The sequence below is a fragment of the Microvirga sp. GN3 genome (genome assembly GCF_055792825.1).
Map to the genome: position 1 here is coordinate 61538 of NZ_JBVVAK010000017.1, position 18149 is coordinate 79686.

Here is an 18149-nt window from a genome sequence, read left to right on the forward strand (position 1 = left end):
TAGGGGCGGGTTAATGTCAGCGGATTAGAACGCCAATATCCTCTTGCACTGAGGGGATGTGCATATTTGGCGGTGGGAGCTCTAAACGGATGTGACCTGTGCGCTGCCGGTAGATGCGTCTGCGGGCACCCTGCGGCCATTTGAATGAGGAGCTTGATGGATCGATTCCATCAGGAGGGGCTTCCCAGCCGATGAACTCCGTTTTCGCCGCTTCCGGATTGGACGGTTTCACAAACTTGAACACGACGTTTGGCTTCGAGACGCGAAGGGTAGAAGACGGATTCCCGGCATTCCGGCGCAGCCAGTTGAGAAGCATGCCCACTGGTTCAGTTGGGTTGAGGGGCTTGCAATACTCTATAGCCTGGACGAGCCGGTCGTGTCCGTGGGCCTGGGCAAGCCAATGGTAATTCTTGGCCGCCTGCTGCTCGGCGATCCCAAGCGAGATGAGGTCGCGGATTGCACGAGCCTTGGGGGTATCAGCATTGAGCTGTTCGTGCCGTTTCACCAGGCTTTCGAGGTGCTTCGCGACCCGCTGGTCGGTCTTGCTATCGTCGATCTCCCACGGCGCCGGCTGGCTATCTTTATCCTTGAACGTGATCCGACCCGCGTGAATTGTGAAGAAGTCCTCGAGGTCTTTGCGAACCTCTTCGAATACGAGCTCGGATACCCGACAGAGGGCCGCAGCCTCATGGCGGCTGATCGAGCGTCCCTTCTCAGCTAAGGCCGCAGCGAGCCTGATCGCCACGACGATCTGCTTTTGACCCTTCTTGGAGAGATCCACCAACGACTGCGCGTCGAACATTCGCGTCGATTCCTGAATCGGGGAGGTTGATACCTGCTAAAGTATCAGCACTCCTCCGAATTACAAGAACAACACGGGAATTAAACTGCAAATCACCGGCCTTTACCGCGGGTGCGGCGCTTTTGGGCAAGGATTGCGCGACGGCGGGTATCCGTATCTGCGGCAGTAGGCTTCTGCTCCGCGGGCGCTTCGACGCCGGTCTTCCGAACCTTCCGCTTTTTCCGCGGCAGTTCTTCGGCCACAGGCGCTGGGACAGGGGCAACCTGAGGGGAGGTGCGTTGGGGCTCAACAGCTGGCGCGGCAGTGGGCTTGGCTGGCGGCTTCTGGTCCGCCTGGCTCGGCAACGAACGTTCAGCCACATCGGATCGCGCCTGGGTCGGGGTCGGACTTGGCTGCTGCGGAGTAGTGATCGGGGCCTTTTGTGTTGCCTCGGGCTTAGGATCTAAGGATGCCGCCTTTGTATCCGGCCCCTTCCCGGCCGATGCAGTTGGAGCTTGTCGCTTAGTGGTCGTTTCCTTCACCTGAGACGCCTTGGAAGGTTGAGCCGGTTTGGGTCCACGCTCGGGCATTTTGCCGGCCTTCTTCGGATCGAAAAAGTTCTTGCCCAGATAGCGGTCGATGGCAGACCCCTGAGGAGGCGGCGGGGCAGGCTTGGATGGTGCATCAGACAAGCTGGTATGCTTTGGAAACAAACTAGCGGTCATAGCGGAGACCTCCGCAAGGGACATCCCGCGCCGGCGCGGTTTCGGGCCGGGCCCCGGGTTGCTGGGAGCCACAAGATCGAGTAGCTGGCCGAAAAGCTGTTTCTGGAATGACCTGGCAAAATCAGCGCGGATGTGTGCGATCTGGGAGGCCTTCTCCCGGTATTCAGCTGCGAACCGGTCGGCGATCGCCCCGAATTGCTTACCTTCGGAAGCCCTGATTTCCGACGCTACCTCGATGAGGATCTTATCGACCTTGGTTCTCTGTGCGGGCTTTTTCAAACGCGCTCGGGAGACCAGCTTGTCGGCCACAAAGTTTGCGGCAGTTTGGGATGCTACCGCCGACATCACAAGGCTGTAGAGGTCCGCCGACCGCCGGATCAATCCCTGAAAGCGTTCCGAGTCCGCATGACCTGCTGAGTGCAGGGTCGTGAAAAATGCCCGGTTTTTGTAGCTTGTGTTGACGGCCGTGGCGGCGGCTTTGATGCTCTGCTGATCGAGTTCGGTTTTTGCAGCGTCCCATTGCTGACGGGCTGCCTCGATACCTTGTTCTGTAACTTGGCCCTTGCGCTCCTTGGCGTAGATCTTCGGATCGATGCGCTTCTTCGCCTTCTGAGTGAGGCCCATAGCTTTGTAGGAGCGGTGGTCGTAGCGCTTAGAACTGCCGGCCGCTTCCAACGCCTTATTGAGGATGTTCTTGTAGCGCCTACGCTCAATGCCTACCCAGGAGGGGTGGCACATCTCCCGAACCCTCTCTTGAGCGAACGGATATCGGGTTCGCACATGCCTCCACTTGTTTTTGTATACTTCCGCAATCTCGAAGTCCCAGACGACCTCACCGGTGTTCGGATGGGTCATCCTTTTCGCAGGCCTTTCGCTAAGCGCAATATGGATGTGATAGTTGCGTTTATCGTTGTGCTTATCCGGTGCGTGAATCACTGCCCAGTATGGCACACCCATACGCTCAAATTCGGCGCAATAATCTTTCGCCAGTTTGAGGCGCTGCGCAGCAGTAATCTCGTGGGGCAACTCTGCGATAATTCGGGTCTGAACCTTGCCGCCTCGCCCTAGCGCTACCTTGATTGACCCATGGGTGTCGAAGTCACCAGCCTGCCTAGCGAACTTGAGCAACTCAATTGCGTCTTCATCCTTGAGCGTGACCTCGAGGGGGGTGATGTCGCTCTGGCAGTGTTGCATAGCTTTGAGCAAGACATTGGGAACGCTCTTCCCAGCGTCTACCTGAGCTCTTACGCTGCTCCAGAACTCTGCTCCCCGGAATGGGTTAATTGTGAACTTATGCCCTCTTGGGCTTTGCTCAATTTCCTCAAGCTTGCGCCAGAATGCCAGGCGCTCCTCTTTTGTATCAGCGATGTTTCCGAAAGAGGAAATGACGACGGCACCCTCCTCCTGTACTTCTGCCGCTGCAGGCCGCTCAATATAGACCTGTCCACCGGCCGCGTTCTCTTGATCAAAGTGCCGGGACTCGGGATCTACAAAAACCTCCGCTGCTCCATCCCGTTCTATATAGCTTTCATGCTGCTCAGCGCTTCCCGATGGAGATCTACCTGCGTGAGCAGCGACAGTCCGGTTGGTCTTTGATACATAGGTAACTGAGAAGTGAAACGTGACCCCACCGGTATCGGGGGCCTGCGGCCTTGGAGCTGTTTTGAATGCGATCGAACGATTGAAGTCTCTGGCTGACCGAAGCCCAGGCGAGTGCATCGCGTCCAGAAGAGCTTTCAAGTTCTTTGGTGAGGTGCTCCGGCGCCTCAATCGCTCCTGCGCTCTACGCTCCGCCTCAGCGATCCGACCTGAAATCGCGAGTGCGCGAGCGGTATCGCGGCGAACCATTTCTTCGGCTTCTTGTTCGGTCATCGTTTGATTTGCAAATTGGACACTAGGTCTGACATACCATAAATCGCCGATTTAAAGAACCGTAAGGCATCGTTCAAACTCGGTGTTAACCCGCACTGAGACGCTTTGGTGCAGTCCGAAACTGAGCCGAAAAGGTGCAGTTCTGCCGCCGTAAGCCGGTTGAACGAATGTTGTGCTAATCGCTCGAAAACATTGCGTTTTTTACGTTTCCAGATGAGGAAACAGATAGCCCGCAGCGGTCCTTCCACAATCTCTAAAATTCATAGTTCAGATGTTTACCATCACAGGGATTCAGCTTTGTTTGAGTCCGAGTTACCGTGTATAAGAATCCTGTCCAAAACAGGACGCAAACAGTCACCCAAAGGGGCAACCAGGAAAATGGATGGATCAGTTGATGGAAGTATAAGGGAATCGATTTTCCACCCGATCGCAATTAGTGGAAATCTCTCCCGGCTCACCGAAGCTGTCGCGGCCGCAACGAGCGTTGTGTATCGGGATAAGCGTTTTGTGGATCGAATGGATGAAGTTTTCGCTGATCTGCCGAAGTTCAGAGCAGGCTTCAATGTCTCGGGCCGGGTTCTGGGGATGCGCCAGAGAAAATATCTGGAGATCGCCCTGGCCACGTCTGAGAATTTGGAAGAGATCCCAGAAGACGGCGCGTGTGAACTGACGATTATCGTCCGCGAGCCAGCAAAGTGTGAGGATATGAGGTCCTCGCTGAACACAGGTGATTTGATCGAGGTGCGCGGGACGATTGTTCCGTTTGCATACTCGGAAGATGACGGCGAGCGCGTTGTTTCGCTGACCCTTGTCGCAAGCAATGTCAACGTCATTGACGATGCGCAGAGATGAGCTCTGACGCACCAGACCCTTCGGAGATTTCGTAAGGGTGTTCGCAGGGGGCCGCCATTTGGCGGCCTTTTTGCGTTATATTACTGGAGAAACTGTACAGATGAGAACTGAAGCGATGCGAGCTTCAGCGCTGTGAAAGTGGGCATGGCCTGTTCTGTGGTCGAGCCCCTGGTATAGAATGCGTTGCCGCCGGCCACTACCAGATAGTTGGCGTCTTTTAACCGAATCCTGAATCCGGCAGTATGGAAATACATTGATCGACCGACGCCGGTGTGCCTCGCGCCAGCGAGCACCTCGGACGCGACGATCTTTGCGCGCGAGTAGCCTGGATCCAGAGTTGGCTTGGTCAAGACGCCGCTGGCGAATTGCCCTTTCTGACCAACAACTCCGCAGATTGTGTCCGGATATTTGGATGACTCGACCCGGTTCATCACGACAGTTCCAACGGCAAGCATTCCGTCATCACTGTTGCGATTGCTCTCGAAGTACATTGCCCGAGCTAGACATTCATGAGCACTGCTGCTCACTAACGCGATCTGCTTTCGCGTCTCCCTCGGCGCTGGCGCATTGAATTGAACGCTTGTCCGGGGAGTGGATACCCGCTCGGTCTGGCTGAAGAGGGCGCTTTGGCATCCACCAAGCGCTAGACAGAGTAGGCTGGCCGCCCAGATGGACAAGGCTGAGTTTTGATTTGCGTTTTGGCTCATAGCCTCTTTTACCGCACTGCTGCGGCAGAACGCAAATTCGGATAAGTCCTTTCTATTTCGCGGACGCTTGGCCAGTCCCTAACTGAGTGAGTAAGTGGCCGCTGTCCTACCGAGTTCTCGTCTTCTTTCTTTTAATCAATGATCGAGGCCAGCAATCAGATCAGTTTCTCTGGGCCTTGGCAGCTGGGCGTCGTCAGTAACGAACCTGAAAGGGGAACTCGGCTAAGCAGTTTCCTGACGATCCGAATGTTTCCGGCTGTAGGTGATAGTCGGGAAGTTCAGTTGGTTCGAATGGTGGTGGGACCGGCGCAATTTGGCGTTTGGAACATCCGAACCTCGATTGGGCTTGGACACTCGTCACTCTTGGTCTGAATCATCAGACGCGAAGGTATGGCTTGAGACTGGGGGAAGCGAGCGTGTTTGAGGCAGGCATGATCCTGCATTGCCAGCCGCTCGCGGAGGCCATGCGACCCAATGGAAGTTGGTTGCCCTTGCTGTTGGAGGGCAAACTTAGACTCGAAACGACCCGGCACATGGGCGTCTCCTGTTACGCAACTAAACTATGGCCGGTTGTATACGAAGACTGGTCCGAGTCCAGACACATTTATGCCACAACCGGGAAGAAGTGGCGGGCCCTCTCTGGGGAACCGCGTCAGATCGCATTGAAGGCAGATGTTATAAAGTAAGATTGTATAAAGTGAGACTGCCTACAATGGCTACGCTTCGATGAATGAGATCCTCTCTCTTCCTGATATAGTCGCGGAAAAGATCGCTGCCTCGATCCTAAGCGGCGAGTTTGAACCTGGGGCGCAGCTGAAAGAGGCCGCATTAGCCGAGCGCCTCGGGGTGAGCCGAGCGCCCGTTCGTGAAGCGCTGCGTTTGCTCGAGGAGAGGCGGCTCATTGAGCGCCATCGATATTCTGGCGCGCGGGTTACGGTGTTCACCCCTGAAGGCGTGGCAGACCTCTATGAGTTGAGGGAGGTTTTGGAGGGTCGAGCAGCTTTCAGAGCCGCCGTACGGGCCACAGAGAAGGACATTGAGGAGCTAAGGGCCATCATCGCGCAGGAGGCGACCCAGATTTCAGGAGAGACTATTGGGGGCGCTGCTGACGAACCGAACATCGACTTTCATCAAAAGATTATCGAGATCTCGGGAAACCGGGAAATTGGACGCCTGATGAACAATGACTTCTGGCGGTACAATCGGATCCTTTACCGAATGCACTGGGGACGGAACGAGGGACGGGACCAAGTGAGGCATATCGAACATGTCCGGATCTTCGAGGCGATTGAATCCGGGGACGGCCCCTTGTCCGAGCTGCTGATGCGCCGGCATGTGCAAAGCACTCGGGTTGTTATTGGGGAAGCGCGTCAGGTCAGGTACGGCCGGAGGGCCTCAGATAAGGTTTAAAGGTCGGAGCCCAATCGGGGACCGGCACTCCTCGATTGCGAGAGATATATGAGTCCCGTGTCAGGCCTGAGCCGACACAAGGAGGAACATCGGACGCTCAACATCTTCGGCGAGGCCGGGGTTCTCCTGAACCTGCTCGGCCGATGGGGCGAACTCTTCCACATGGCGGATCGTGAACCCAGCATCGATTAGCGTGTTCAATGTGGTGCCCATAGTGCGGTGGTACTTGAGCACGCCCTTAGTGAACCAGTCAGTTCTTCGCTCCCCCTCGACCGAGTACCGGTTCACGGGCCAGGTCTTGCGTACGTCCTCATCGGTCCACCAACGGGGATGGCTTGCAGCCATGAGGATGGGATGTTCGATGGTGAAGACAAACCAGCCGCTTGGGACGAGGGACTGATGGACAGCTCTCACTAAACGGCCGAAATCCTCGACGTAGTGGAAGGCGAGGGCGCTGTAGGCGAGATCGAAGGTGGCCTTGGGGAGCTCGAGCCCTTCGAGGTCTGCGATCCGGTATTCGATCATCTGATCGGCAGTGTTGGCTCTAGCACGTGCGATCATGTTCTCAGATAGATCGATGCCAAGAACGGACTCTGCGCCGTTCTCTATCGCCCAGCGGGTGAACCAGCCGAAGCCGCAGCCGAGATCCACGACCCGCATTCCCGCTATGGCGGGGAGCATGGCCTGGACCCGGGGCCATTCGGGGGCCCCGGCAAGGCCATGGACCTGGCGCGGGATTTGGCTGTAGCCCGAGAAGAACTCGGGATTGTCGTAGATGTTCTGTGGCATGTTCCCCTCGGGCGCGTTCCGCTGAGCGGGATCCTAACGGTGTCCCGATCGGGCAGAGTTTTTATTTCAGCGGCTCGATTTAACGAGGCAAGCAGTCTGTTGGTTCTTCCTACAGGGCGAAGGGCGCAGGCGGAAGCTATGCAGTTTCGCAAAGTGTGCGCCTGAAAGCAGGCCCGGTTCGGGCCGGTGAAATTGCGATCTCCAACAGGGCAGTTGCTCGGCAACTCTGGTTGGAGCGCTCGAGAGGCCCAGCCTCAGCGGTCTGCTAGGCATCTCTGTGGCGTCGTTCCATGATTTCCGACATTGGATGAAAGGATCAGGCGCAAGAATGGACCGAATGGTCCGAGGAAGCGCCTGGATGATCCTACCAGCGGCCCTCGCTGGGACAATCCTGCAATACCAAAGGCTGCTTGTCAGCCTGGCCTCTGCCGCTCCTGAGAGCGGCAGAGGCCGAGAGAGCATGCGGACGCTTGTCGTCCGCCCGCAGCTGGAGCGTTCTGCGACGGCAAGTAATCACATAGTATTCACGATAGGCGCGGATTTCGCGCCTAGATGGCGAGGCGTGGTTGCGCTCAGCAACCGGAAGCCTCGCTCCTACCCGGCCACGATCCGTCTGGATCGTGCGATTTGGCCTCAGCCAAAGCGCGCCGGGACAGCCTCGCAGAGACCAATGTTTCACTAAGCAGTTTTTGGCGAACCGATAGGTGCGCCAAAACTGCTGTATTGGGCCCTAAAAATTATCCTGCCCCTAAACCTCCCTCTGGACCCCTCCTGTTGGGGGTCTGAGAGCCTCAGAGGTGTTCCGACAGCCGCAGGCTATGCCCGTCGGCGGGGTAGGGGCATACGGGACGTAAAACGGGGCCTGCGGCCCCTCCCGGGCCGATCGAGGGCCTTTGAGCCTGTCCTGCCTCGACCGGCCTCCAGGCCGCTCCTGGCGGGTTTGGGGACGCGCGCACAGTGAGAGCGCGTCTCAGTCTGCCGTGAAAACGTATTCCGGCAGTGCAAACTGATGTGAATACGCTCTAGTAGGATCGCGGGGGCACACGCGCTGTTATGCGATACGCTGGAGCGTCAAGCTAAGGTTATGTATTCAGGCCAAGCAAAAGACACATGGCGCTCTCTGAACGCTCCGATCAGGGGTTTTACTTTGCACGAATGGAGTCTGGCCGGTGAGCTGGCGAGTCCGGCCGGTGCACTCGGGAGATCCGGAAGCTTCAGCGACCAGGATCGACTGCGATCTAACGGGAGAAAGGGTGACAGGTCCATTATGGCATGACCTGTCACTTCACTGACAGGCCGAGGGCTTCGTGACCTGTCATGTCGGCTGGTCCGCTGGTGTGCCTCGACCAGGCGGGGAGGGTGGCCTTCGGCCTCGATGGCACTGGCGGGGAGGGCCGGGCGACGGCTTGGTGTGTCAGGCCGCTTTGCTCCAGACCTGTCACTTGCTCCGGCAGGGCCGTGGCCGATCCCGCCCGTCTGATGGGGCGTGTCGGTCGCAGGCTCCTGGCAGGAGGCGAGCTTGGTTTTCTCCCGCATCTGTAGTCGCAAGGGAGTGTCAAAGAAGCCAAACCTTTGCGTCGTAAGGGTTTGGTGGAGGTTATGGCAGGTGCCCGCATGTATGACCTGTCGCCCAAATGAAAGGTGTCTCGTAACTGGACCTGACGGATTGGGCCGGAACTGATGACAGGTGGTGTCGAAACCCACCTTTCATATCCGAGCTGAAGGGACAGACGGCTCCATTGAGCAGGGATCCCGTCGGAGCGCGATCGGACCAGGCGTCGGGTGTCGCATGGGTATATGGAGCAAGCGAGGACTGACTGCTGTCGACCATCGCTCGATCGCGGACGGACTGCCTCCCAGAGAGCAGACGGAGGGCTGCTGGGGTGTCCGCCAGGCCGGAGAAGATGTGGCAGGCCTCCAATCTTCGGACCTGTCGCTCACCCGAAGTGTGAAAGGTGAGCTGGAAATTGACCTGTCAGACCGTTTTACTTTGGGCTGTCAGGTGAGATTTTTCGGACCTGCCGTTTGTGCGACAGGTCAGTTTGCCGACCATCTGCCTATCCGGCGCGCGGGACTGGCAGGAGGTTTCTGGTGATAACTGCCACTTGAGTGTCAGTTAAATTCGACCTTCTAGGTTTCACTTCGTTGAATCTTGACCATAAGGCTGCTACCTTCCGGTTTAATTCGGAGGTGTGAGTCCAACTGCGCGCCTCCTGTTTTTGACGAAGTGAGAGGCTTTGTGATGGGCGCTGCTGCGACCGGATCAGTATCTGTCAATACGGCCCGCAAGGACGGGAAGCGCTACTCCTGGGGCGCGGAGCGTCCCGGCGTGATCGAGAAGCGTGTGCAATCGCGCAGACAACAAATCGATGCTGAAATGGCCAAGATCCGTGAGGAAGGCGAACAGTGGATCGCGCGTCGGCTCGCGGCCAAAGAGGCTGAGAAGAAAAAGCTGGACGATCAGGAGGTGCTTGTAGCGGAGCACCGGAAGGCTCTGAAGGAGGGCAGGCGCGCCTTCCGGGTGACCAATAGCTACATCGTGCCTAAGGGCACTTTCACCGATGAGCAGCGTGCGGCCATCAAGGCACAGTATCCTGGCATTGATGATGAAGTGGCCGATTTCATTCTTTCCAAAAAAGAAAGCGAGAGAGCAGAGATCCCTGTTCCTGAGACTGTATCCCCTCAGGAGACGGGTGCTGCGGCGTCGCCAGCGCCCAATGGGCCTGTCCCTGTCGTCGAGCAGAGGGCAAAGCCTGTCGAGATGCCGAAGTCTGCTCCGAGTGAGAAGCGGAAACATGCAGCCGTTCATATTGCGGCAGCGGTGACGATTTCATCTGCATCCAATGACCTTCTGGCCGAGCACCACCAGGAAGGCGACTGGTCTGGTTTTGAGCCCGAGGCTTGGGAAGAGGGTCAGGACTATCCAGAGCACCTTTATCGTGCCGTCCCGGATCAGGACCGGAACTACTATCTCGTGCCGCGGACTGACATGGACGAACCCGTCGAGGCGGTTGTCACGCCCGAGATCCAGGCTTTGCGAGATCGGCAGCGCAAGCTCGAAAAATCTCAGGATGATATCTTCGAGAGGTTCGGCCGGAATTCGATGCTTTGGACGCCTGAGGTGAGTGCTGAGGTAGAACGCCTTGATCAGGAAACGACCGAGGTTGCTATTCAGCTTCGTAAGGCGTTGGCCGCTCAATAGCCGGGGTTTGCCGACACGAGCATAGAAAAAGGCCCTTTTGTCGGGGGCCTTGTTTCGTGCCAATTAGGCTTTCTTCCGGCGGGAGAAGCTCTCGCTCCACCAGGTGCTGAGATCGCGGTAGCAATCCCGCTTGAGCAGCATGCCCTTCCAGGGAAACCGCTTTCGCGGTCGTTTCACGGTAATCGACATTGACGGAATCCTTCCTGTTGTCGTGAGGGGAATCGAGGGATTGGGTTCTCAAGCCGCAAGGGCCAACGCGCTCTCCCGCCAGATATCGCAGTGAGGACCACAGGCCCGGCAGGGCTGTTTTGGCTGGGCGGTGACCCGGGTGACTTCCGCCTCGGCGGCTTCGACTGCGGCCCAGAGGGTCGGATGGTACCGGTTTTCTGGAAGTCGGCGCGGATAGCAGCCGGTGTTCCAGGAGACTTCCCAGCGTTCCTGTATGCCCTTGTCCAGGATGAGATCGCTGCGCAGGACGTAGACGATCTGCTCACCTGGCGTCTGGCCGCCGAAGTAGGTGTCGTGGCTCATGCCGGTGGACATGCGATCGGTCCAGATGAGCGGGGCCGGCTTGTTGAGCGATGCGGCGGTCATGCTGTCTCTCCGAAGCTGTGAAATCGACACGATGGGAGGGCGGCGCTTAGGCCGCGATCTGCTCCTCGCAGGGGATGAAGACGTAGTTGGCAGTGACGAGGATGCCGTATTGGGCGAGTTCCTCGATGAAGCGATCGAGCCCCTCCGTCTGCTCGGCAGTCGCGGGAGAAGCGACCGGCTCGCCGTCTCCATCCAGGGAGTACCAGTTCTCGCCATTGATCTGGAACTCGCGGGTCCCGTGATCGATGTAGAGGCTGTCGATCAGATGGATCTCGTCCGGGCCTTCCCAGCCGAAGGCGCCTTCGTCTTCGTCTCCGAAGCGGGCTGCGACGGCGATGTCCAGCCGGAGCTTCTTGCAGATGTAGGCGAGCTGCTGGGCGAGACGCTCATGGAGGTCACGAGCAAAGGCTGTCTTGCAGGCGATAGCCTGAGCCAGAACCTGGATGCGAATGCCGGACAGGGCCGTGAATTGCTCGAGGGTGTCCATCGCCTTGCTCCTTTTCGGGGATTTTTTCGATCATCTCTTCACAATCCCAATCGAGAATTGAGATGAGCCGGAATCCAAGGCGATGGGGTTTGGAAGTGAGAGCATAAGAAAACCCGCCCCTTGTGGAGGCGGGTTGCTGGCGTCAGACCGTGCGCCAGGGGCCGACCTTATTGATGTCGTACCTTTGGCAATGGTCATCGACTGCCTGAGCCTTCTACGCCTCATAGGTCATGGACGGGGTGTTGACCTGGGTTGCGGCGTCCATATCAGGCAGTCTCCCCAACGGGGAAAGTGGGGCGCTGAACGACCCCACTGGCGTAAGCCGTTTCCAGGTCAGCGAGAAACTTGTCGCCATACTGGAGGCAGCCGACTGCATGGATGTAGCGGGCGTAACGCTGACGGCCGAGCTCGTTGGAGAACTCGTGTTCAGTGGCAGTGCTGACGTCGAGGAACTCGCTGACCAGTGTGTCGCGGTCGGATCCGATGGTCTTGTCGAAGCTGCTGAAGCGCCGGATCCTCATGTCCAATCTCCTTTTCGGGGTTTTGCCCAATCATTGGTTCATGGACATGTCCCGAAAGGAGATGAGGCTCTTAGGCGGAGAACCCTGGCAGATCGACATGGTAGGGGGCTGGGTCATTGCAGACGAAGCCGCCGCCGGGAAGCTTCCCGTCCTCCATGTACCGCTTGTGCTGCCTTTTGCAGCGATCCCTCAAGGTGCGGGTGTAACCGATGGCCTCGAAGAACGCCTTTGGGCTTTCGTGATCGACCAGCGTGCCGTTCGCCTCAAGGAAAGCGTGCTGGACCTCGTGCTTGATGATGTCGCCTCCGAAGATCTGCTCATAGATCTTGGCGTGGATGTCTGCCTCAACTTGTTCTTGCTCCTTGGCGCTATAGCCATGGATGAGGCATTGGCGACGGAAGCTGTCGAGGGCCCTAAGGTCCCCGAGGGCTTCGGTCTTGACCCGGTGCACAGTCCCTTTGGGATCAAGCACGTAGTAGGTGGTTTTGAAGTGATCGGCCATGTCGGCATTCTATCACTGCAGAACGACGGAGACGCCCTGGGTTTCCAGCGCCTCAATGACGCGGATGACCCCGTCGAGAATGGCTGTCTGGTCGCTGGTCCAGAACTCGAACATAAGCCAGTCGGAGCTTTCGCCCTGGAGAAACCAGTTGGTGTCAACGAAACGCTTTCCGTCGTCGTGGCGGGTGAAGCCGTGGGGTGCCGCGCCCAAGTAGCGAAAGGCGGTGGCACGGAATGTCTCAACGAAGGCGACGTCTTCTTCGTCGCTATCCTTCATGTGGAGCTCGAGGAGCCAGCCCTTGCCGGGGAAGTCCTTGTGAAGCTTCAGGGTGTAGCGGCTCGCGTCCATTGCAGCATCCTTTCGGGGATTTGCCCGATCATTTCTTCATGGTCATGATCGAGAAACGAATCCGAAAGAGGAGGCTACTGCCCGCGACCATGACTGGCGGAGCGGGCCCAATAAGCTTCGGTCCCGACCATCGGATGAAGAATCCATCGGTCTCCACCAATGATGGGGACGAGAATACTGAGCCGGGACAGTAGGGCAGCCCATGAGCGAATTGCCTCCTCAGGAAGCCCGAACTTCGGGTTTGTGCTGCGGAGTTGTGTCGCTTCTGCTTCAGAGATGTTGCTGAAACGACGGTTGATCCACCGGCGTTCCTGGAGCTTCCAGAGCGCACCCTTTACGGTAATCGGAGATTGGCGGCCTGATAAGACCATATCGACGACATCGGCGAGGATCGTGGCCTGCCAGTCGCGCGGGGGTACCGTGAAACATCCGGAGCCCGGAACGTCATGGCCGATGGCTCTCTCCAGACTATCAGCCTTTATTCGTCGTACGGCGAGACATTCATTGTGGACCAAGCGGAGATCATTGAGTGCGGCATCGTACGAGCGCGACATAGCGGCGATCTTCCGAGAGAACGCATTGGCTCTTTTCCTTCTCCTCGCCTCGAGCTCAGCTTCGCCTTCTCGAAGCCGTGGATTGTGGAGCCATTTCCTGGGAGCCTCATAGAGGATGGCGGTCTCCAGGCGCCCGAGTGAATGGGCCTCATGGGTGAGCTTCGATAGGTCGATCTCGATCGCGCTCAGATCGAGTGCTTTGATGTGGGCGATCTTCTCGGGCCCACATTCGTGGTTGACGGCGAATTCGATGATCAGATCTCGGTGCGCCTTGCGTGCGATGACATCGGGGACGATACCACCCATCCGGTATTCAAGGACGGCGGAATCGAAGCTGTACTTCCTGCCTTCGAAGCCAATCCATCGATCGTCGCCGTTAGTGAGTTCGAGAGTGGGAAGGAAGATCTGCAAATTTCGAGCGAGGACCTCCTTAGCGAACTTGTGTAACCCGGTTTCAGGCCCGGTCGCGCATGGTCGCCCATCCGCAGACCCGTGATGACCGAAGTGGTGTTCGGTCTGGTCACCCTTCCTGGCGACCAGGGGGGTGCCGCATTCCGGACACTTGCATGCGCAAACCAGCCCGCTTGGGACTTCCGAGATATGGGCGATGGAGCCGTCTGCCCGTTCTCCGAAGACGAGGCTCCTCCGGCCGTCGCGACATATAAAACCGCTGAGGGGGGACCGAGAGGTCATTGAGACAGCCGATTTCGGTTCAGGCAAGCCATAGTCTGGAGCCTGAAACCGATCGGCTCGACTTGCAAGACCGCTCTATGCCGCCTTCAGAACCTTACCCTCGGCTTCGGCGATCCGTGCCCAGAGATCGATATCGGGCTTCGGAGCCTCAGTCGCTGTGATGGTGGCGGTACCGTCCCGCAGGGCCTCGAAGGTCGTGCCGAGGTTTTCGAGCAGGGCAGGGGCTCTCCAGATGACGGAGATCTCGTCGACGGTCATGTCGCACATGCCGCCGCGGCCACAGTTGTCGTACAGCATCGTGATCTTCGGCGTCATCACGATGGCATAGTAGAAGCAGGCCCGGACGATCCGGTCCGACTGTTCGCCCATGGAAGGATGCCCCTGAACGAAGAACGGGTCGAACTGATCGCCGTTGTAGGCGCGGATCAGGAGATGGCCGACGTCCGTCATAGGGTCGCTCGGAAGGTCCTGTGGTTGCGAGGTGGGAGCATCGGTCATAGCGAACCTTTCCGGGGATTCTCAAATCTTCTGATCGCGGAGACTATTTGAGACAAGGTGCTTAGCTGCCGGACCTTAATGATGGGTCGCCGAGTATGTGAACTTTAGCTCGGCGTGCGGACTTTTGGCCGAGTAGCCGATGACGTCACATCCGGATTTCGAGCGGACCGGACCTGGCCCACGCAGGATGATCTCCTTCCCCTGTTCCCAACCGATAACATCGTAGGGAGCCGGAGCGCAGCCTGCCTTGAAGGCATACGCTGTCCCGACGATGCGGTTTCCCTCGTAGACGCCCTCAAAAAGGACTGTGTCTTCCTTAACTCCTGCAGATGCAAGGCTGGGCTTTGGTTTGGCATAGGTCGTTTTGATGTCGTTCCCAACGACAAACCAATGAATGACTGAGAGATTATGCTCGTAGATGTAGAGTTCCCCCGCAACGGCCGGTACTGCGATCGGGAGGAGACTTGCCAGAAACAGGATGGCTGTCTTTTTCATGGTTGATACGTTCCGGAGCGGGTGAATTAAGACGTCGATCGGACAATCCAGGATCGGGTTTGGCAATAGACGAAAAAGAAAAAGGCCCCATTGGAGCCTCTTTCCGAACGGCCAGTGCCGAATTGCTCAGTAGGTGCAGACGTAGCGCATGCCGTTGCTGGCGCGGAACGTTCCCGTGTTCGGGTCGTAGGACCGGTACTTGCGGGCGCAGTAGGCTGCCAGACGCGGATCGACCGTTCCGGGAGGCGGTGGCGGGGCAGCCTGTGCCTGATTGGCGATGGCGCCTGCGATCAGAGCGCCGGCGGCCAGGCCGAGAACGCCTGCTGCAACCGCGCCGCCGTTTCCGCCCCGGCGGTAGTAGCGAGGACCGTGATAATAGCGCGGGCCACCGTAGTAGCGGCGGTATTGGCTGTAGCTCTCACCCGGGTATTCCTTGGTGATCTCCGGCGCATGGTTGCGCGGAGCCGCAACGGCCTGGGACATCGGAGCCGCCAGCATGGAGGCGGCAATCAGCAGAGAAGCGAACTTACGCATCGGCTTTCCTTGTGGCCGGTTTCGGCCATCGTTTAGAGGGAGTGGCCCGGAGGCATCTGGGGTTTAGGCAAAGCCCGTCCCTCAACCGAGCTTCGTCAAGGAGAGAAACATTCCCTATCCGGCATTATTCGAATTCCGGTTTGACGTCCAGAATCCGAATTATAATGGGGGTCGGAATAATCGGATTGCGTTAATCCGGGTATCCCGGAAGAGGGTTTGAGGACACGCCTATTAAAAAAGGCTCCCTTGGGAGCCTTTTGTCGTCGGGCCGCGGCTTCGCGCTCAGTAGGTGCAGACGATCCGTTCGCCCGCACGCGTCAGGTAGGTGCCGCTCATCGGGTCATAAGACGGAAAGCGGCGAGCGCAGTAGGCCGCAAGCTGCGGGTCTATCGTCGCCGGAGGAGGGGGAGCAGCTTGGGCCTGCGCCTGACTGGCGAGGGCACCAAGGACCACAGCCCCGAGGGCCAAGCCCAGGATCCCAGCTCCGATTGCATCGCCGCTGCCGCCTCGACGGTAGTGGCGTCGGCCGTAATCCCGAGGCTCGTCGTACCGATGGCGGCGGTACTGATCCCGGTTATCCGAGAAACGGTCCCGCTCGTAGCGGGTCTCTCGGTAGGCTCCGGGATACCGTGACTGGGCAGCGGCCTCAGCCAAGGAAGCGCCAAAGGTGAAGAGGGCAAGGAACAGGATCGTGAACTTGCGCATCGAGGCTGCTTTCTATTTCGATGAGGGAAGGTGAGACGTGTCTCGAGGCCGCCGGAGGGCTGAGAAGCGGAGGAACTCGCAATGCTTCGCCTGCTGAGCCCTTTGGTTGAGCAGGAAAGCGGTGATTACGGCAGTGATCAGGAGAACGCTGCCGAGTGCGGCGCTCACTGTCAGGAAACCCGCCAAAAAAAGGACAGGCGATGCAATCAGGAGAACGCGGGTATCGAGATCGAGACAGGCAATAGCCTGACCCTTGGCGTGGATATGGCGCAGGCTATCAAGGCCAGGACTGGTGTGGAGCATGCCCCTGTCCCTTCAAAAATTCGAATTGCGTGGGCGCCTCGATGCTTCGAAGGCTATCTCTGACTGGCCGACGGTCAGTAGTCGTCGCGGCGCTTGGCGGCAGCGCGATTGTAGGGGACGCCCTTACCCTTGCGGCGGGTGTCGACGACCTTGTGGGTGCTGCGACCCTGGCTGCGTGCGTTGGCGAGAGCTGCCTGAACCGGGTTGAAGCGAGCCATTGTCTTGATCCTTTCCGGGGATTTTTCCGAATTCATCTTCACGCTCATGATCCGAAATAAGCTTCCGGACCGTGCAAGAGTCGTGGACTGGACGAATGCATTCCCCAGTATGCGATCGCTGCTGTCGCTATTGTCCGAGCCTCATTTCCCCGTCTTGCGCGATCCAACGATGGGACGCCTGATCTTTTCCAGGATGAGCCGGGTATTCCACGACTGCGAATTTCAGGGCAGGGAATTCACCGGACAGGTTCAGAAGCGTGGGGCGAGGGTCCAAGTCACCTCCCGATAGGGTGACGATGATCTCCTCAGGGCTGTCTTTTTCAATGACGGAGAATGAGTCCAGAAACTGGGTTCTGAATTCCCCAATGGTCGCCTGCGGCCCCGCGATCGTCGTTTCGACGATGAATTCAGACACGGCCTGTTCTCCTCAGGTGCGGTTTAGTCAAATGTGCGAGAGTTTGTGCTGCTGGCGGCTAGGGTCTTCTTCGCCGACGTTCCTTGAAGGTTCGGGTATTTCGCCTCTGAGTATCCGCTGGCGTAAACGCCGCCTGTAGCGATAAGGACCCCGACCACAACCACTAGGCCTAAGCCAGTGGCCCATGCCTGCCTTTGTGACTTCCAGAGGGCAAGCACTGCCGGAGCCAAGCAAATGCAGAGCAGGATAAGCCCGAACATGAAGAAGGCATGGAGATTGGGAGAGTGGTAGATCGCCCCGATATCGAAATCTCGCGGCTGCGGCGGCTGCCCCAGGAAGAGTTGCGACAGGAAAGAGAACATCCTTTTCTCCCCAAGCTTTCGGGGAGCGTTATCCTCCCCTTTCCTCAAATGTAAACGAAATCTGACGATCTTCGATCGAACTGGTCAACTTTCCCCAGCATTGGCGGCGGACCAAGCCAGGATTCCATTACCCCTGGCGTAATCGACCCGATGCTGTTGGTCGGCCATTGTTCACATGCCGGTGAGGAGCCGGCGCAATAACGAATTCGTAATCGAGGCCTCAATAGAAACCGCCAAAGGCCATCCCTACCTTGGTTTGGCTGTTGGGCTGGGGCTATTCCGCCGCATCGTCGGCACACGTGGAGACGAGGAATGACTTTGGAACAAGGGCCAAGAGGTAGTCAGAGGGCGACGATTTCTCCCTTGGACCTCGAGCAGATAAAGAATGCGGTGAGCGAACTTCGGAGTTCGCATCCTAGGAGTGTTCTGGCAGACCTGGTCGAGGAGAAGATCCGGGTGCTGGAAAGCGCTTCTCACCATTTCGTGAGCGACCTTTTCGACGACTTTCGCATCAGCCGCCCACTCAATTCTTAGTGAGTTGACGAGGTCTCCATGCATCGGCCTGAGCAGGCCTCGTCCCGA

General features: G+C 58.0%; 22 protein-coding genes. 4 read left to right on the top strand and 18 right to left on the bottom strand.

What is annotated here, in order from left to right; genetic code table 11:
• Nucleotides 1-16: 16 nt before the first annotated feature.
• Nucleotides 17-802 (bottom strand): hypothetical protein, encoded by a 786-nt coding sequence (locus tag ACS5Q1_RS11060; protein ID WP_473098226.1) that lies wholly within the window; start codon nt 800-802, stop codon nt 17-19.
• A gap of 92 nt (nt 803-894) precedes the next feature.
• A complete protein-coding gene (locus ACS5Q1_RS11065; RefSeq protein WP_473098227.1) occupies nt 895-3378 on the bottom strand; it encodes a MobA/MobL family protein in 2484 nt (827 codons plus the stop codon).
• Nucleotides 3379-3756: 378 nt separating this feature from the next.
• On the opposite strand from ACS5Q1_RS11065, the gene ACS5Q1_RS11070 reads away from it, so the two are divergent.
• Entirely contained in the window at nt 3757-4230 is a 474-nt protein-coding gene (locus ACS5Q1_RS11070) for a hypothetical protein (RefSeq protein WP_473098228.1), read from the top strand.
• Between the two features lie 80 nt (nt 4231-4310).
• Here ACS5Q1_RS11070 and ACS5Q1_RS11075 read toward each other — a convergent pair whose 3' ends face one another.
• A complete protein-coding gene (locus tag ACS5Q1_RS11075; protein WP_473098229.1) occupies nt 4311-4937 on the bottom strand; it encodes a cell wall hydrolase in 627 nt (208 codons plus the stop codon).
• Between the two features lie 726 nt (nt 4938-5663).
• Here ACS5Q1_RS11075 and ACS5Q1_RS11080 point away from each other — a divergent pair.
• Nucleotides 5664-6347: a GntR family transcriptional regulator gene (locus tag ACS5Q1_RS11080; protein WP_473098230.1), complete on the top strand. Its 684-nt coding sequence runs from the start codon at nt 5664-5666 to the stop codon at nt 6345-6347.
• A 60-nt stretch (nt 6348-6407) separates the two neighbouring features.
• On the opposite strand, the gene ACS5Q1_RS11085 is transcribed toward ACS5Q1_RS11080, so the two are convergent.
• A complete protein-coding gene (locus ACS5Q1_RS11085; RefSeq protein WP_473098231.1) occupies nt 6408-7136 on the bottom strand; it encodes a class I SAM-dependent methyltransferase in 729 nt (242 codons plus the stop codon).
• A gap of 2242 nt (nt 7137-9378) precedes the next feature.
• On the opposite strand from ACS5Q1_RS11085, the gene ACS5Q1_RS11090 reads away from it, so the two are divergent.
• Entirely contained in the window at nt 9379-10338 is a 960-nt protein-coding gene (locus tag ACS5Q1_RS11090) for a hypothetical protein (RefSeq protein ID WP_473098232.1), read from the top strand.
• Nucleotides 10339-10401: 63 nt separating this feature from the next.
• Here ACS5Q1_RS11090 and ACS5Q1_RS11095 read toward each other — a convergent pair whose 3' ends face one another.
• From ACS5Q1_RS11095 to ACS5Q1_RS11145, 11 genes are all read right to left on the bottom strand, one after another.
• The gene (locus tag ACS5Q1_RS11095) at nt 10402-10527 is read right to left on the bottom strand and encodes a hypothetical protein (protein WP_473098233.1); all 126 of its coding nucleotides are present in this window, start codon (nt 10525-10527) and stop codon (nt 10402-10404) included.
• Nucleotides 10528-10575: 48 nt separating this feature from the next.
• Nucleotides 10576-10932, bottom strand: coding sequence for a hypothetical protein (locus ACS5Q1_RS11100; protein WP_473098234.1), 357 nt, complete (start codon nt 10930-10932; stop codon nt 10576-10578).
• Nucleotides 10933-10978: 46 nt separating this feature from the next.
• Nucleotides 10979-11419, bottom strand: a complete 441-nt coding sequence (locus ACS5Q1_RS11105) for a hypothetical protein (protein WP_473098236.1) — start codon at nt 11417-11419, stop codon at nt 10979-10981.
• A gap of 266 nt (nt 11420-11685) precedes the next feature.
• Nucleotides 11686-11940, bottom strand: coding sequence for a hypothetical protein (locus ACS5Q1_RS11110; RefSeq protein ID WP_473098237.1), 255 nt, complete (start codon nt 11938-11940; stop codon nt 11686-11688).
• A 70-nt stretch (nt 11941-12010) separates the two neighbouring features.
• Nucleotides 12011-12442: a hypothetical protein gene (locus ACS5Q1_RS11115; protein ID WP_473098239.1), complete on the bottom strand. Its 432-nt coding sequence runs from the start codon at nt 12440-12442 to the stop codon at nt 12011-12013.
• A 12-nt stretch (nt 12443-12454) separates the two neighbouring features.
• Nucleotides 12455-12790, bottom strand: a complete 336-nt coding sequence (locus tag ACS5Q1_RS11120) for a hypothetical protein (protein WP_473098240.1) — start codon at nt 12788-12790, stop codon at nt 12455-12457.
• A gap of 74 nt (nt 12791-12864) precedes the next feature.
• Nucleotides 12865-13755 (bottom strand): hypothetical protein, encoded by an 891-nt coding sequence (locus ACS5Q1_RS11125; protein ID WP_473098241.1) that lies wholly within the window; start codon nt 13753-13755, stop codon nt 12865-12867.
• A 357-nt stretch (nt 13756-14112) separates the two neighbouring features.
• The gene (locus tag ACS5Q1_RS11130; protein ID WP_473098242.1) at nt 14113-14535 is read right to left on the bottom strand and encodes a hypothetical protein; all 423 of its coding nucleotides are present in this window, start codon (nt 14533-14535) and stop codon (nt 14113-14115) included.
• Between the two features lie 75 nt (nt 14536-14610).
• Nucleotides 14611-15030 carry a hypothetical protein gene (locus ACS5Q1_RS11135; protein WP_473098243.1) on the bottom strand — a complete coding sequence of 140 codons (420 nt, stop codon included), beginning with the start codon at nt 15028-15030 and terminating at the stop codon, nt 14611-14613.
• Nucleotides 15031-15156: 126 nt separating this feature from the next.
• Nucleotides 15157-15564, bottom strand: a complete 408-nt coding sequence (locus tag ACS5Q1_RS11140) for a BA14K family protein (protein WP_473098244.1) — start codon at nt 15562-15564, stop codon at nt 15157-15159.
• A 282-nt stretch (nt 15565-15846) separates the two neighbouring features.
• Nucleotides 15847-16269, bottom strand: a complete 423-nt coding sequence (locus ACS5Q1_RS11145; protein ID WP_473098245.1) for a BA14K family protein — start codon at nt 16267-16269, stop codon at nt 15847-15849.
• A gap of 81 nt (nt 16270-16350) precedes the next feature.
• Here ACS5Q1_RS11145 and ACS5Q1_RS11150 point away from each other — a divergent pair, with 81 nt between their 5' ends.
• Nucleotides 16351-16635 carry a hypothetical protein gene (locus ACS5Q1_RS11150; protein ID WP_473098246.1) on the top strand — a complete coding sequence of 95 codons (285 nt, stop codon included), beginning with the start codon at nt 16351-16353 and terminating at the stop codon, nt 16633-16635.
• 11 nt (nt 16636-16646) lie between these two features.
• Here ACS5Q1_RS11150 and ACS5Q1_RS11155 read toward each other — a convergent pair whose 3' ends face one another.
• The 3 genes from ACS5Q1_RS11155 to ACS5Q1_RS11165 form a co-directional block, all read right to left on the bottom strand.
• The gene (locus ACS5Q1_RS11155; RefSeq protein WP_203447067.1) at nt 16647-16790 is read right to left on the bottom strand and encodes a hypothetical protein; all 144 of its coding nucleotides are present in this window, start codon (nt 16788-16790) and stop codon (nt 16647-16649) included.
• A 127-nt stretch (nt 16791-16917) separates the two neighbouring features.
• Nucleotides 16918-17205 carry a hypothetical protein gene (locus ACS5Q1_RS11160; protein WP_473098247.1) on the bottom strand — a complete coding sequence of 96 codons (288 nt, stop codon included), beginning with the start codon at nt 17203-17205 and terminating at the stop codon, nt 16918-16920.
• Between the two features lie 23 nt (nt 17206-17228).
• Nucleotides 17229-17567, bottom strand: a complete 339-nt coding sequence (locus tag ACS5Q1_RS11165) for a hypothetical protein (protein WP_473098248.1) — start codon at nt 17565-17567, stop codon at nt 17229-17231.
• Nucleotides 17568-18149: the final 582 nt, after the last annotated feature.

What these genes read in the sequence shown, in the direction of transcription:
- ACS5Q1_RS11135 (WP_473098243.1), bottom strand. Translation starts at nt 15,030, where the DNA reads ATGAAAAAGACAGCCATCCTGTTTCTGGCAAGTCTCCTCCCGATCGCA.
- ACS5Q1_RS11075 (WP_473098229.1), bottom strand. Translation starts at nt 4,937, where the DNA reads ATGAGCCAAAACGCAAATCAAAACTCAGCCTTGTCCATCTGGGCGGCC.
- ACS5Q1_RS11155 (WP_203447067.1), bottom strand. Translation starts at nt 16,790, where the DNA reads ATGGCTCGCTTCAACCCGGTTCAGGCAGCTCTCGCCAACGCACGCAGC.
- ACS5Q1_RS11110 (WP_473098237.1), bottom strand. Translation starts at nt 11,940, where the DNA reads ATGAGGATCCGGCGCTTCAGCAGCTTCGACAAGACCATCGGATCCGAC.
- ACS5Q1_RS11165 (WP_473098248.1), bottom strand. Translation starts at nt 17,567, where the DNA reads ATGTTCTCTTTCCTGTCGCAACTCTTCCTGGGGCAGCCGCCGCAGCCG.
- ACS5Q1_RS11090 (WP_473098232.1), top strand. Translation starts at nt 9,379, where the DNA reads ATGGGCGCTGCTGCGACCGGATCAGTATCTGTCAATACGGCCCGCAAG.
- ACS5Q1_RS11120 (WP_473098240.1), bottom strand. Translation starts at nt 12,790, where the DNA reads ATGGACGCGAGCCGCTACACCCTGAAGCTTCACAAGGACTTCCCCGGC.
- ACS5Q1_RS11085 (WP_473098231.1), bottom strand. Translation starts at nt 7,136, where the DNA reads ATGCCACAGAACATCTACGACAATCCCGAGTTCTTCTCGGGCTACAGC.
- ACS5Q1_RS11100 (WP_473098234.1), bottom strand. Translation starts at nt 10,932, where the DNA reads ATGACCGCCGCATCGCTCAACAAGCCGGCCCCGCTCATCTGGACCGAT.
- ACS5Q1_RS11095 (WP_473098233.1), bottom strand. Translation starts at nt 10,527, where the DNA reads ATGTCGATTACCGTGAAACGACCGCGAAAGCGGTTTCCCTGGAAGGGC.
- ACS5Q1_RS11150 (WP_473098246.1), top strand. Translation starts at nt 16,351, where the DNA reads ATGCTTCGCCTGCTGAGCCCTTTGGTTGAGCAGGAAAGCGGTGATTAC.
- ACS5Q1_RS11080 (WP_473098230.1), top strand. Translation starts at nt 5,664, where the DNA reads ATGAATGAGATCCTCTCTCTTCCTGATATAGTCGCGGAAAAGATCGCT.
- ACS5Q1_RS11070 (WP_473098228.1), top strand. Translation starts at nt 3,757, where the DNA reads ATGGATGGATCAGTTGATGGAAGTATAAGGGAATCGATTTTCCACCCG.
- ACS5Q1_RS11115 (WP_473098239.1), bottom strand. Translation starts at nt 12,442, where the DNA reads ATGGCCGATCACTTCAAAACCACCTACTACGTGCTTGATCCCAAAGGG.
- ACS5Q1_RS11065 (WP_473098227.1), bottom strand. Translation starts at nt 3,378, where the DNA reads ATGACCGAACAAGAAGCCGAAGAAATGGTTCGCCGCGATACCGCTCGC.
- ACS5Q1_RS11060 (WP_473098226.1), bottom strand. Translation starts at nt 802, where the DNA reads ATGTTCGACGCGCAGTCGTTGGTGGATCTCTCCAAGAAGGGTCAAAAG.
- ACS5Q1_RS11140 (WP_473098244.1), bottom strand. Translation starts at nt 15,564, where the DNA reads ATGCGTAAGTTCGCTTCTCTGCTGATTGCCGCCTCCATGCTGGCGGCT.
- ACS5Q1_RS11145 (WP_473098245.1), bottom strand. Translation starts at nt 16,269, where the DNA reads ATGCGCAAGTTCACGATCCTGTTCCTTGCCCTCTTCACCTTTGGCGCT.
- ACS5Q1_RS11105 (WP_473098236.1), bottom strand. Translation starts at nt 11,419, where the DNA reads ATGGACACCCTCGAGCAATTCACGGCCCTGTCCGGCATTCGCATCCAG.
- ACS5Q1_RS11130 (WP_473098242.1), bottom strand. Translation starts at nt 14,535, where the DNA reads ATGACCGATGCTCCCACCTCGCAACCACAGGACCTTCCGAGCGACCCT.